General features: G+C 63.8%; 10 protein-coding genes. 4 read left to right on the top strand and 6 right to left on the bottom strand.

Going from position 1 to position 13,683, the window contains the following annotated elements:
* Positions 1–28: 28 nt before the first annotated feature.
* A complete protein-coding gene (locus HYR72_18205; protein ID MBI1816915.1) occupies positions 29–1,717 on the bottom strand; it encodes a hypothetical protein in 1,689 nt (562 codons plus the stop codon).
* A 232-nt stretch (positions 1,718–1,949) separates the two neighbouring features.
* Here HYR72_18205 and HYR72_18200 point away from each other — a divergent pair, with 232 nt between their 5' ends.
* A complete protein-coding gene (locus tag HYR72_18200; protein ID MBI1816914.1) occupies positions 1,950–3,002 on the top strand; it encodes an alcohol dehydrogenase catalytic domain-containing protein in 1,053 nt (350 codons plus the stop codon).
* A 4-nt stretch (positions 3,003–3,006) separates the two neighbouring features.
* Positions 3,007–4,041 (top strand): alcohol dehydrogenase catalytic domain-containing protein, encoded by a 1,035-nt coding sequence (locus tag HYR72_18195; protein MBI1816913.1) that lies wholly within the window; start codon positions 3,007–3,009, stop codon positions 4,039–4,041.
* Between the two features lie 72 nt (positions 4,042–4,113).
* Here the strand turns inward: HYR72_18195 and HYR72_18190 are convergent, their stop codons facing one another.
* The 3 genes from HYR72_18190 to groL all read right to left on the bottom strand — a co-directional run bounded on the left by HYR72_18190 (position 4,114) and on the right by groL (position 6,433).
* The gene (locus HYR72_18190) at positions 4,114–4,368 is read right to left on the bottom strand and encodes a hypothetical protein (protein MBI1816912.1); all 255 of its coding nucleotides are present in this window, start codon (positions 4,366–4,368) and stop codon (positions 4,114–4,116) included.
* A gap of 57 nt (positions 4,369–4,425) precedes the next feature.
* Positions 4,426–4,677, bottom strand: coding sequence for a hypothetical protein (locus HYR72_18185; protein ID MBI1816911.1), 252 nt, complete (start codon positions 4,675–4,677; stop codon positions 4,426–4,428).
* Positions 4,678–4,804: 127 nt separating this feature from the next.
* A complete protein-coding gene (groL, locus tag HYR72_18180; GenBank protein ID MBI1816910.1) occupies positions 4,805–6,433 on the bottom strand; it encodes a chaperonin GroEL in 1,629 nt (542 codons plus the stop codon).
* 341 nt (positions 6,434–6,774) lie between these two features.
* Here groL and HYR72_18175 point away from each other — a divergent pair, with 341 nt between their 5' ends.
* On the top strand, positions 6,775–8,883 hold the full coding sequence (locus tag HYR72_18175; GenBank protein ID MBI1816909.1) for a sodium-translocating pyrophosphatase: 2,109 nt from the start codon (positions 6,775–6,777) through the stop codon (positions 8,881–8,883).
* A gap of 28 nt (positions 8,884–8,911) precedes the next feature.
* On the opposite strand, the gene HYR72_18170 is transcribed toward HYR72_18175, so the two are convergent.
* Both HYR72_18170 and HYR72_18165 read right to left on the bottom strand, forming a co-directional pair.
* Positions 8,912–10,060 (bottom strand): D-alanyl-D-alanine carboxypeptidase, encoded by a 1,149-nt coding sequence (locus HYR72_18170; GenBank protein MBI1816908.1) that lies wholly within the window; start codon positions 10,058–10,060, stop codon positions 8,912–8,914.
* Positions 10,060–10,458, bottom strand: a complete 399-nt coding sequence (locus HYR72_18165; GenBank protein ID MBI1816907.1) for a pyridoxamine 5'-phosphate oxidase family protein — start codon at positions 10,456–10,458, stop codon at positions 10,060–10,062. The genes HYR72_18170 and HYR72_18165 overlap by 1 nt, the downstream gene beginning before the upstream one ends.
* Before the next feature lie 171 nt (positions 10,459–10,629).
* Between HYR72_18165 and HYR72_18160 the strand changes: the two genes are divergently transcribed.
* Entirely contained in the window at positions 10,630–13,674 is a 3,045-nt protein-coding gene (locus HYR72_18160; GenBank protein MBI1816906.1) for a bifunctional YncE family protein/alkaline phosphatase family protein, read from the top strand.
* The last annotated feature ends 9 nt before the right edge of the window (positions 13,675–13,683 follow it).

Raw genomic sequence — 13,683 nt, 5'->3', positions numbered from 1 at the left:
GGAAGGGCTTGCGACTGCTATTGCTCGGTTACTCCGATGCCGAAGCGAGCGCCGCTCGCGCCTGTTTCGCGGCCGGACTGGTCGGATCAACCTGCACCGCCGTTTGCCATTCAACACGCGCCTGGTCGCCATCGCCGCGCACGTTCAGTACCTCGCCCAGCAGGTAGTGAGCGTCAGCGAAGCGCGAGCGCAAGGCAACGGCGGCTTGCAGCTGGTGCACCGCCTGCGTAAGCAACTCGGAGGCGTCACGGCCAGCGCGGATCTCGGCGTTTGCGTTGGTCGCCGCGCATAGGCCCAATCCATAGGGAGCGAAAAAATCACCGGGATCAAGCTGGCGCGCGGCGCTGAAGTTGGCTTCCGCTTCAGCTAGCCGATTCTGTTGATACGCGGTGAGACCAAGCCGCCCCAGTACGTAGGCGCGCGTCTTCAGCGGACACTTGCCGGCGAGCGCGACACGATATTGTTGCTCCGCGGTGGCGGCGCGTCCTTCCAAGAGGTCGTCGTCCGCCAGCTGCGTCAGCGGAAGGCAGTGTCCTGGCGCGCCGCGCGCGGCTGCCGTCCAAAAGCCTCGATTGTCGTGCCAGATCCCCACTCGACTCATCGTCGTGTATCCGCCGGCGAGGACCAGACCCAGAGCTATTGCAGTGCTCACTCGCGCACGCCAACCGCCCAACGTACGCGCGGACCCAACGAGCGATCCAAGTACCCAACACAACCCTATCGACGGAATGTATTCGTAGCGTTCGGCGATCGCGACGGTCGCTACTTCATGCGTCGCCACCACGAGACTTGGCAGCAGAGCAATTCCCACCCAACTCATTCCGACGAGTGGCAGGCTGTCGCCACCGCGAGCGACACGCCACGCGAACAACCCAAACGTGGAGACGGCTACGATCAATACTAACCAGGATGCGACATCCGGTACCGGAATGTCGGGCACGAACGGGTTGGCAGGGAACGGCCATACCAGTGCGCGCAGTTCGAAGAGCAGCGCGTACAGCGCGCGCAGCACCGCATCGGGCCGCGCGACGATCGGCTGCTCTGGGCTCACCCACCCGCCTAGGGCCCTCCACCGCAACCCGCCATAGAGCACCAACGCCCCGCTCAACATCAACAGGCACGGCACGATACTTCGGCGGTCGCGTCTGCGCGCCAGCGCGAGCCCGGCGAGCGCGAGGCCGCACACGGCGCTCTCCTTCGAGCACAACGCGAGGAAGAAGCTGACGGCCGCGAGCGCCCCCGCACTCCAATCAAATCGCAGAAGGTTCCAAAACATGACCAACAGTGCGAGCGCGGCCAAGATGTCGGCACGCCCTGACATCCACGCCACCGACTCCACGTGAATCGGATGCACCGCGAACAGCGTGCCCGCAACCAACGCAACCAGTGGATCACGACGAGGGGCCGGCTGCACCTGCCACGCAAGCCATGCCACCAGCGCCGCACAGATCGCATGGCCGAAGATACCGGTCGCGTGCCGAGCAAACGCGCCGCCACCAGCAAGGTAGTAGTCGGTCGCGTACGTCGCATAGACCAGCGGGCGGTAGTACCGATCCAGCAACACGACGTCAGATGGTGGAAACAGGATGCGCGAGCCACTGGAGAGCAACGGAACGATATCATGCACGATGATGCCGTCGTCCCACACCGGGCCGCCACGCCAGGCACCGGCATACACCGCCAATGCGACACACGCCGCCGCCAGCGCCGCACGCATTAGCTTGCCGATCCCGTCTGCCGGGTGAGATCTGCTCCCCAACGAATGGCCGGGTCGAAGGTTGGTTTGGGCGCGTCGCTTCACAGATAGCTGCCTACTTCAGTCCGCTGCGGCTCAGCCATCGAGCACTGGCTTGCGCTAGCAATGGCGTCATCGCAACCTGGCGTCAATGGCTGATTGGGACCCCGTAAGCTTCCTTGACAACGCGACAGACCACGGATACGCGAACCTCATGCCGGCAAGCTTGGCTGCCAAGTGGATGCGGGCGCAAATGTTGGTGTCATTGGGCGAGCTGGAGCTGCGCTCACTCCCACGACCGGTTGCAGGAGTCGACGAAGTCGTGATGCGCGTGCGCGCAGCGCTCACCTGTGGCACCGACATCAAGACCTACTTGCGCGGTCATCCGAAATTCCCGATGCCAACGCTGTTCGGCCACGAGTTTGCCGGTGAACTTACCGACGTTGGGTCGCAGGTCCAGGGCTTCCGCGAAGGCGATGCGGTCATGGCCGTCCCCAGTGCGCCGTGTGGGCAGTGCTATCATTGCGAACGACAACAAGAGAACCTGTGTGCCACGCTGTTTGATGACTATGTCCTCGGCGGCTATGCCGAGTATCTCAAGCTGCCAGGGCGGATCGTGCGAACCAACCTCTTCCACAAACCAACGCATCTCTCGTTCAACGAGGCCGCGTTGCTCGAACCGCTGTCGTGCGTTGTTCACGGGTTGCAGCAGATCACGGTGCGCCCAGACGACACGGTGGTGTTGATCGGCGCCGGGGCCATCAGCCTGTTGCACGTGCTGGTGTTGCGCGCGATGGGGGTGGAGCAGGTCGTAGTGATCGGTCGCAACGCCCAGCGCGCCGCGTTCGCGCACCGCGCGGGCGCGACGGTCGTGCTCACCGAGCCTCCGCTGACGGCGCGTGCGGCGGTGCTCGATCTCACCGACGGACGCGGCGCCGATGTCGTCATCGAATGTACCGGCCAGGTCGAGGTATGGGAGGCGGCACCCGCGCTGGTACGACGCGGCGGGGCGGTTGTCTTGTTCGGTGGCTGTGCGGCCGGCACCACAGCACGCTTCGACACGCAGCGATTGCACTACGAACAGCTCAGCATCGTCAGCCCGTTCCACTTCACACCGCGTGCCGTACGCGCCGCATACGATTGGCTCGCGAGCGGCAAACTCGATACGTCCGCGTTGATCAGCGGTCAGTTCCCGATGGACGAGTTGCCCGCCGCCCTCGCGAGCCACCAACGCGGCGACGGCGTCAAGTTCGCCGTAATCCCGTGACCCTGTGAAAGTTGCGCGCCTCTACGATTTCCTCGATGTACGCATCGAGGAAGCCCCGGTGCCGCCAGTCGGCCCACGTGACGCGCTAGTGCGCACTCGTGCCTGCGGCATCTGTTCCGGCGACGTCGTGCCGTGGTACATTCGCAAGAAGGCGCCGTTGGTGTTTGGGCACGAACCGGTTGGTGAGATCGTCGAAGTCGGTCGGGACGTCGCCGATGCGTGGCGGCCGGGTCAGCGCGTGTTCGTCCATCACCACGCTCCGTGTCTCAATTGCCGAGCCTGCCGCCGCGGGGAGTTCGTACAGTGCGCGACGTGGCGCACCACGCACATCGTTCCCGGCGGTATGGCAGAGTACTTCTTGGTGCCGGAAATCAATCTGGCGGTCGATACACTGGCGTTATCCGATGGGATCGGCGATGACGATGGTGCGTTGATCGAGCCGGTGGCGTGCGTGGTGAAGTCACTGCAGCGCGCCGGCAACCTGACCGACGCGTCGGTGTTAGTCATCGGCCTCGGCGTGATGGGACAGATGCATGTGTTGCTAGCGCGGCACTTTGGCGCGCGGCAGATTCTGGCCACGGATTTGGTGCCAAGCCGCTGCGCGCACGCCGCCTCCCTCGGCGCAGATGTTGTAATCGATGCGCGGACCGGCGATCTGCGCGAGCAGGTACTCGCCGCCACCGATGGCGAGGGCGCCGAAGTGGTGATCGCCGGCCCGGCCACAGTCGAGGCGATCGAAGCCGGCCTCGGATGCGCTGCGCGCGGCGGGACCGTGATCCAGTTCATGGGAACCGAACCGGATGCGCGCCTGTCGCTGTCGACGTTCGACTACTACTTCCGTGAACTGCGGCTGGTGCCGAGCTATTCGTGCGGTCCCCGCGAGACCCGCACCGCGTTGGCATTGATCGAGGCCGGCGTGGTTCGCGCCCGCCACGTGGTGACGCATCGGTTCGAGTTGGCACAAGCCGGCGAGGCCTACCGCGTTGCGGCGCAAGACAAGTCGGCGATCAAGACGTTGGTTTGCTTCCCGCGTCGCTGACCGCGCGCGGGACGAAAAAAAAGCGACCCCACGGATGGGGTCGCTTCGTTTCGCAACGACTGGTGGTCGTTCCTATTTCTTGAATTTGTGCGGCAACATGCTCGCGGCCTTGTCAGCCGCGGCTTGTGCGCGAGTCGCCGCGTCAGCCGCAGCTTTCGCTGCTGCCTCAGCCCTGCTCGCCGCCGCTTCCGACTTGCTGGCCGCACCTTCGATGCGAGCCATCTGGGCCGGGTCAATCTCCGCCTTCTGCGTACAGCCGACGGTCACGCCCGCGAGGAGCATTGAACCGAACAACGCAACTGCAACTCGTCCGTGTGTGTTTCGCATAATCCTAAGTCCTTCTGTTTGCCGGTGCGCCGTCAGTTCGATCACTGCTGGCGAAGGTTACTTGTGAGTCGTCTTCTTGAACATGGCCTCGGCGCGCTCGGCGGCCGCCTGAGCCTTGGCCGCGGCATCTCCGGCGCTCTTCGCTGCCGCCTCCGCCCGGCTGGCTGCCGCTTCCGACTTGCTAGCCGCTGCGTCGATGCGTGCCATATCTTCCGGTGCAATCTTCGCTGTGCAGCCGACGGTCAACCCCGCGAGGAGCACCGAGCCAACCAGCGCAACCGCGACCCGCGATCCCTTTCGAATCCCCATTGTTCCTGTCCTCCTTCTCGCCAATGTGGCGTGGGCTCCAATTGGCTGTGTTCTTTTGCACAAATCGTCCAAGCCCGCAAGGGGTTTCCGGTACGGAAAGGGCAAAAGTTTTGCTGACCAATACCGCCTAGTACTCGTCGTCGAAATCTTCGCCGCCGGGTGCGGGAGCACCGGCCTTCTTCTTCGGCTTCTCGGCAATCGCCGCCTCGGTCGTGATCAGCAGCGACGCCACGCTGGCCGCATTTTGCAACGCCGTGCGGACAACTTTCACCGGATCGACGATGCCGGCCTTGATGAGCGGTTCGAACTCTTCGCTCGACGCATTGAAGCCGAAATCGTCGGCACCGTCGCGCACTCGCGCCACGACCACCGAGGGCTCGGCCCCCGCATTGGCCGCCAATTGCCGGAGCGGCTCTTCCATCGCTCGCCGCACGATTTCGACGCCGTTGGCGCGCTCGCCATCCACCTTCAGCTTGTCGAGCGCGGCTTGCGCCCGCAGCAACGCGACCCCGCCGCCAGCGACAATCCCTTCTTCGACCGCCGCTTTGACCGCGTGCATCGCGTCGTCGGCGCGCGCTTTGCGTTCCTTCATTTCAACTTCGGTTGCCGCACCGATCTTCAACACCGCCACGCCGCCGGCCAGCTTCGCCAGCCGCTCCTGCAACTTCTCGCGGTCGTAGTCGGAGGTCGTTTCTTCAATTTGCGCCCGGATCTGGCTGATGCGGCCCTGAATCGTATCCTTCTTGCCGGCTCCATCGACAATGGTCGTGTTGTCCTTGTCCATCTCGACCCGTTTGGCGCGGCCCAGGTCCTTGAGAGTCACACCCTCGAGCTTGATACCGAGTTCTTCGGCGACGAGCCGGCCCGCAGTGAGGATCGCCAAGTCTTCGAGCATCGCCTTGCGACGATCACCGAACCCAGGGGCCTTGGCAGCGGCACATTTGAGCGTGCCGCGCAGCTTGTTCACGACCAAGGCGGCGAGCGCTTCGCCTTCCAAGTCCTCCGAGATGATCAGCAGCGGCTTTCCGGATTGCGCAACTTTTTCGAGCAGCGGCAGCAGATCGCGCAGATTCGAGATCTTCTTCTCGTGCAGGAGAATGTAAGGATCGTCCAACTCGGTGATCATTTTTTCCGGGTTGGTGACGAAGTACGGCGATTGGTAACCGCGATCGAACCGCATCCCTTCGACGATGTCGAGCGTGGTGTCGAGGCCTTTGGCTTCCTCGACGGTGATCACGCCATCCTTGCCCGCCTTCTCCATCGCGCCGCCGAGCAGGTCGCCGATCTCAGTATCGCCGTTGGCAGCGATAATGCCGACCTGGGCAATGCTGGCGCGGCTCTTGACCGGCCGGCTCTGCTGTTGGATGGCTTCGACGGCCTTCGCCACCGCGAGATCGATGCCGCGCTTGAGCTCCATCGGATCCATGCCGGCCGCCACGAGGCGCAGTCCCTCGCGCACGATGGCGCGAGCCAGGACCGTGGCGGTCGTGGTGCCATCACCGGCGCTGTCGTTGGTCTTCTGCGCCACCTCGCGCAGCAGCTTCGCGCCCATGTTTTCGAACTTACCCTCGAGCTCGATCTCCTTGACGACAGTGGCGCCGTCCTTCGTGATCACTGGAGCCCCGTATGATTTCTCAATCAGGACATTCCGGCCGCGTGGCCCGAGCGTGACCATGGCTGCGTCAGCGAGTACATTTACGCCGGCGAGCAGACCTTCGCGGGCACGGGTATGCAAGTGGATTGTCTTGGCAGACATGATGGTGGCTCCTCTCGTATCGGATCTCAGGGGTAGGTGCGGCGCCTCACTTAAGCACGGCCCCGTACAGTTGCAAGGGCCGACGGCCGAAGCGCAGCACCGATTGTGTTTGGAAAGCGTTTTTGGCATAGGAGACCGTTACTTTTGTCAGCCCCGACTGCTTGCTCGGTCCCGTTGAGGTCCGAGCGAAGTCGGCGGCCCGCCCGCGACGAAGCCGGGCGCGGTGGGCGGCGCGCAGGTCGCAGTTCACGACAGGTTCGATCAGAAGGGGCGGCGATCCCACAGGCACAGTGACGGGACACTGTGACGCGGGAGAGATTGAAAGGGAGGCAACTCACACAATGATCATTATGGTTTTGGCTATCAGCGTGTTCTCGCTCGGCTTCGCCGGATATCTGGCGCAGCTCGTGCTCGCCAAGGACACCGGCACTGCGGCCATGCAGGAGATTTCCAACGCGATCCGCGAGGGAGCGGAGGCGTTCCTGCGGCGCCAGAACCGCACCATCGGGACGCTCTCGATTGTCGTCGCCGGCGTGATCTTCGTCCTCTATGCCTTCGTGCGGACACCGAATCCGTCGGATCCGGTGGGACCGATGCGGATGGCCATGTGGACCACGTTGTCGTTCGCATTCGGTGCGTCCTGCTCGGTCATTGCCGGCTACGTGGGCATGTGGGTGTCGATCCGCACCAACATTCGCACCGCCTCTGCCGCCCGCACCAGCCTCAACGACGCGCTGCAGATCGCCCTCCGTGGCGGCGCCGTCTCGGGCTTATTCGTGGTGGCGATGAGCTTGCTCGGCGTCGGTGGCCTATACGCCGTGTTGAATCAACTCGGATACGAACCGCAGAAGATTCCGTTCATCATCGTCGGCTACGGCTTTGGCGCGTCGTTCGTCGCGCTGTTCGCCCAGCTCGGGGGTGGAATCTATACCAAGGCCGCCGATGTCGGCGCCGATCTGGTCGGGAAAGTTGAAGCCGGCATTCCCGAAGACGATCCTCGCAATCCGGCGGTCATTGCCGATCTGGTCGGCGACAACGTCGGTGATTGCGCCGGTCGCGGCGCGGACCTGTTCGAATCGACCGCCGCCGAGAACATCGGCGCGATGATCTTGGGCGTCAGCCTGTTTCCGTACTTCGGGCTCAAGGGCATCCTCTTCCCGCTGGTGGCGCGCGCGTTCGGCCTGCTCGCTTCGATCGTTGGCATCATGGTCGTCAAGACACGCGAGGATGCCGACCCGATGGATGCGCTCAACCGCGGCTATTATGTTGCGTCAGCGCTGGCCGCCGCCGGGTTCCTCGTTGCCTCCTACACGATGTTGTCGACTGACAAGGCACCGGATGCGTGGAAGTACTTCTTCGCCTGCGGCATCGTTGGCATCGCGATGGCGCAAGCGTTCGTGTACATCACGCAGTACTACACGGAGTACAAATATCGTCCGGTGAAGTCGATCGCTGAGGCCTCGCAGACCGGCCCCGCCACCAACATCATCACCGGCATCGCCGTCGGCCTCGAATGCACTGCGATTCCAACCATCGTCATCTCCATTGCCATCGTCTCCTCTTTCTACCTCGGCAAGGCCTCGGGCGTGGAGCACGCGGGACTGTTCGGCACGGCCGTCGCGACCATGGGCATGCTCGGCACCGCAGCCTACATCTTGGCGATGGACACCTTCGGCCCGATTACCGACAACGCCGGCGGCATCGTCGAGATGAGTCAGCAACCCGAAGACATCCGCAAGAAGACCGACCGACTCGACGCCGTCGGCAACACCACCAAGGCGCTCACCAAAGGATACGCCATCGGCTCCGCCGCGCTCGCCGCGTTCCTGCTGTTTTCGGCCTATCTCGATGAGGTCGGCCACTACGGCCACAAGCTGGCCGCGGTGGACATCTCCAAACCAGAAGTTTTCGTCGGCGGGCTGTTGGGCGCGATGCTGGTGTTTCTGTTCTCCGCGTTGGCGATCCGCGCGGTCGGCAAAGCCGCCTACTACGTCATCAACGAAGTGCGGAGGCAGTTCAAGGAGAACCCCGGCATCCTGCAGGGGACGTCAAAGCCGGACTACGGCCGCTGCGTCGACATCGTCACCGTCGGAGCGCTCAAGGAAATGATAATGCCCGGGGTGCTCGCCGTGAGCATGCCGATCGTGGTCGGCGTGCTGTTTCGCCCCTTGGGGCTCGGCGCCGAGACGGTCGCCGCCTTCCTGATGGTCGGCACCATCACCGGCATCTTGATGGCCACCTTTCTCAACAACTCTGGCGGCGCGTGGGACAACGCCAAGAAGTATATCGAGATGGGTCAGTACGGCGGCAAGCGCTCTGAGACCCACAAGGCCGCGGTCGTCGGCGACACCGTCGGCGATCCGTTCAAGGATACGGCCGGTCCGAGTTTGCACGTTCTAATCAAGCTGCTCAGCACCATCACCTTGGTGATGGCGCCATTGTTCATCTGAAGCCGCAGTCGCCGATCGGGCGACGACCTCACGGACTGCCCGCCGTCGACAGCACGCTGTCGGCGGCGGGAAAGTCGGCCGGGCTTACCGCCGGCACGACCGCGACCACCAGATCATTCTCGCGGATCACGATTTCGCCAACGCGCTGATCGCGGACAATCGGCGCCGCTAACACGTCCGGCAATTGGAAGCCCAGTTCGAAGTGGTGCTCTTCTCCATGTCGTCGGAGGAGTGAGCAGCCGGTACCGGCCACCGGCACCAAATGGCCTTCGAGCCCACCGCGCACTCGCACGGGAATGCGGAGCGGCTCACCGACACGCACGATGTCAATGCGCTCAAACGTCGCAAAGCTCCAGTCGAGCCACTCGCGAACGGCTGTGTAGCGAATGTTGTTGTCAGCGGCGCCGAGCGCCACGGCGATCACGTCGAGCGTTCCCCGACGCGCCGTCGCCACCAGATGCGAGCCGCCGCGCGTTGACTCGGTCACCAGCAGCCCGTCCACCCCCGCTACGGTCCCGAGCATCTGGTTGCGGTTGCGCAAGAGAACCGTGCCGCCGCGAAACGGCAGACCACTCAGTGCCGCCCACGTGCGAGCGCGCGGATGCCGCAGCAACTCAGTGGTGACGCGCACGGTGTCGCGCGCTGTGGTCACGTCGATCGGTTGCCGCGTGCTGGCGGCGGTCCCGCTGAGCGAACCATACTCCGTCCCGATCATCCCCAATGAACTCGCGCGCTCGTTCATCGCCGCCACCGCCGTCGCGGGGCTCCCCAACGTCCCTTCGGCCAACACGGCCGCTGCGTCGGGCGCCCCGGACACCAACAACGCGCGCAGTAATTCATCGATCGAAAGCTGCTCGCCTTCGCGCAGCGCGAGCCGCGCACCCGGCACGGCAGCGGCTCCCGCGCTGACCGGAAGCGTCAGGCCTGTCACCAAGTCACCGGAGTCCAGACGCTCCAGCACCAGCAGCGACAGCATCAGGTGTCCGAGCCCGCCGAGCGCGATCGACTCGTCGGCGTTGCGTTCGCGCAGCACGCGGCCGCTCGACGCGTCCGCGAGCACCATCGCGCGCGGCTCTGCGACCGGGACCTTGCTCGCGTTGGGCTGAGTCGCTCGCGTCGCCACCGGAAACATCACGAGGAAGAGACTGATGATCGCACCGGCTCCCCGCTCTGACATCACAGTCCCCACGAGAAGCACGCAGTGGGAGTGATCCGCACGATCACCGACTCATCCTCGACGATCGGCGCGACGCGCGGGAACTGACGATACTTGCGATACAGGGATTGTCGGATGCGTTTGAACACCGGGCCGCGTGCAATCACCGTCGCGGAACCGGCAATCATCGCACCCGCCAAGTGCGACCACCGCTCAGTGTAGGCGTCAAAGGCCAACGCAACATTCGGGCACCGGCGCAGGTTGCGCACCTTGCGGGCGTTCGCCGCGCTTGCGAAGTAGATGTAACCCGCCACGTTGACGGTACACACGGCGATGTTGTGGGGCGTCTGGCGCGGGCCGATCGTTGCCAAGCGCGCCACGCGCTGCGTTCGAACAAACGCCAGAACCTTCCCGCTCAAGCGATACGCCACCGACCTCACCCCTCGCCGTCTTAGCAACGGCCCACAACCAGTTACCTGCGGCGCACGGTAACGGATTTCCCTCGGGCCCTCAAGTTTTCCTCGACTCGCAGTTTTCATTTGACGCAGGCTGGCGGCTTCGTTACGCCATCAACACGTAGGAGATTTGCGATGCCTTTGTCTCAGTCCTTCCGCCCCCTCGTCACGATGCTCGGCATCACTCTCCTGCTCGCCGCCCTGCCCGCTCGCGCCCACGGCGCGCTCTGCGTCGGTGACTGCAACGACGACGGCGAGGTCACGGTCGAGGAACTCGTGTACGGCGTGAACCTCGCGCTGGGCAGCGGTGGCGCCCTGCGGCTGTGCCGTCCGCTCGATGCAAACGGCGATCACCTCGTGACGGTGGAAGAGCTGGTGCGGGCGGTAAACGTTGCGCTAGCTACTTGCCCGGCATCGATCGAGGTCTATCGGGCGCCGGCCGGCGAGGCGGTCGCCGGTCCGCAGTCGAGTGCAAGCGGCGTGCTGCCCAACGGTCGCCGAGTCGAGCCGATGGGCGAGCAAGTGCCGATCGACACGTTTCCGCTCAACCTGGCACTCACGCCAGACGAAGCGCACGTGATCGTCACCAACGACGGCTTCGGCAACGACAACTTTCAGCGCAACCTGCAGGTGATCGAAACCGCATCGAGGACCGTGAGTCGCGTGCCGGTGCCCCACTATCTCGGCTTGGCGCTCAGCCCCGATGGCGAGCAAGTCTTCGTCCCCAACGGCACCTTGAACACGGTGCAACGCCTTCGCTTCGAACATGGCGAACTCCAGCCCCCGGAAGTCGTCGCCACTCTGGCCGACGGTACATTCCCGACCGGCCTGACCGTCAGCCATGATGGGCGCTATCTCTACGTCGTCGGTCTGCGCAGCAACGCGTTGTGGACCGTCGATCTGCAAACCGGCGAGACGATGCACGGCCCTGATTTCGGCAACTTCCCCTACAGCGTGAAGCTCGCCGCTGATGGGCAACATGCGTTCGTCACCTCGTGGGGTTTGAACAATGGGAATCCCTCCGGACTGATTCCGGCACCGCTGCCACCATTCGATCCCAACGGTTTCTCGCGCTCGTCGGTGATCGTCGTCGATCTGAGCAACCCGACACAGCCACGACTCCAGAAGTCCATTCCGATCGGCCGCAGCGCGCATATCGACAACCGCACCGTGTTCGGCGGCAGCCATCCTACCGCCATGACACTCAGCCCCGACGGCGCGCTGCTGTACGTTACCGCCACCAACCTCGACTCGCTCGCGGTGATCGACACCGCAACCTTTACGCTAGCCACGGAGCTACAGCTGAACCGCTTCGACTCCGGCGGCGCTTCGCTCGGACTGCAGGGTCTCTACCCCGACGCGGTAACGGTGAGCGCCGACGGACGGCGTATCTATGTTGCCGACGCGGGCATCAACGCGGTCCAAGTCATCGCCGCCGATCCGGCCGCGCGCACATTTCAGTCACTCGGCTTCATCCCCACCGGTTGGTATCCGAGCGCGCTGGCACTCACCCACGATGGTACGCGCCTCTACGTCGCCAACGCCAAGGGTGTCGGCGTCGGTGGCAACGGGGCCGAACTGATCGACATCAGCGACGAGAACCTGGGAGCCACGCCGTACTACATTGGCCGCATCATCAAAGGCAGCGTGTCGATCATCGATGGGGTCGATCACGTCGACCTCGATGCCGGTACCGCGACGGTGCGCGCGCTCAATGGCTTCGACCCGGTTACGGTTCAACGGGTCGATGGCCATGCTGGCGACGGCGATCTCGAACACGGGCACCCACTGCCTCCCGACTTCGGCAGCAGCGCGTCGCAACAGATCAAGCATGTGGTCTTCATCCTGAAGGAGAACCGCACCTACGATCAAGTGTTCGGTGATCTCGATCTGCCGGGCGCCAGCCGTGACAGTCGTCTGACGTTGTTCGGCGACGACGTCACGCCGAATCATCACGCACTCGCGCGTCAGTTCGCCACCGGCGACAACTTCTATTGCGACGCCGAAGTCTCGATCCCTGGGCACGAATGGACCGACCAAGGCAACGACACCGACTGGACCGAAAAAACGTGGCCGTTCAACTACAACGGCGGCGGTATCTCCGACGCGATGGCGCAGACCGGACAGGAAGGCTTTTCCAAAGCCGGCTACATCTTCGAGCTGATGGATCGCGAACAGGTTCCGTTCCGGGTCTACGGGGAGGCCTTCGCGCTGCTGTCACGGCTCGAAGCTGGAAAGAACGGTGGAGGGGTCCAGGGTCTGTTCTCCAAGTTGGTACAAGCCGCCGGCAGCGTGAGCAATCTCGCCGCCAATGCCGGCCTGATTTTCGCCGGAGATGTCGCGGCGCTGAGCGCCGCCGGCATCAACGTCGACATCTTGAAGAACGAGGTGTGGCCGAACTTCAAACTCGACTATCCGTCGAACATTCTGCCCGACAAGACCGATGTCCAACGGGCACGGCTGTTCATCGATGAACTCGATCAGTACACCACGAGTGGCGAACTACCGCAGTTCCTCTTCATCTGGTTGCCCAACGATCACACCTTCGGAGCGACGCCCAACATGCCGACGCCCCGCGCGGCAGTCGCCGACAACGACCGTGGCCTGGGCATGGTCATCGACGCGCTCAGTCATAGCCCGTTTTGGAACGACATGGCGATTTTCATCAGCGAGGACGACGCGCAGGACGCCCAGGATCACGTGTCGGCGCATCGCACCATCGACTTGGCGATCGGACCGTACATCAAGCACGGCTTCCTGTCGCACGTTCACCATTCCAACGTCAGCATGCTGAAGACGATGGAACTGCTGCTCGGCGTCGGCCCGCAATCCCAGTACGACCGCTATACCACCGACATGCGTGACTATTTCACGACCACACCCGACTTCACGCCGTACACGGCGCTCTCCTCGGCCGTGGCGGCCGAAGTCAATCCATCGGCAGTGGACGCCGGCAACGCGTATCTGCGCGAAGCCGCCGAAGTCTCCAGCGGCCTCAATCTCTCAGACTACGACGAAGCCGGGCCGGAACTGTCGCGCGTGCTCTGGCTCGCCCATGTGGGTGAACGCTTCGAGCGCGAAAAACACCTCGCTGTGATGCTCACCCTTGCCTTCGTCACCCTGCTCATCCTCGGCGGCGCGGCCATGCAACGGAAACGGTCTATGGTTTCGGGTTTGTAGTTTCTGATT

The sequence above is a fragment of the Deltaproteobacteria bacterium genome (assembly GCA_016178705.1).
Taxonomy (GTDB): domain Bacteria; phylum Desulfobacterota; class Binatia; order HRBIN30; family JACQVA1; genus JACOST01.
Note: the sequence above shows the minus strand (reverse complement) of the source record. Positions and strands in the feature narration are given on the sequence as shown.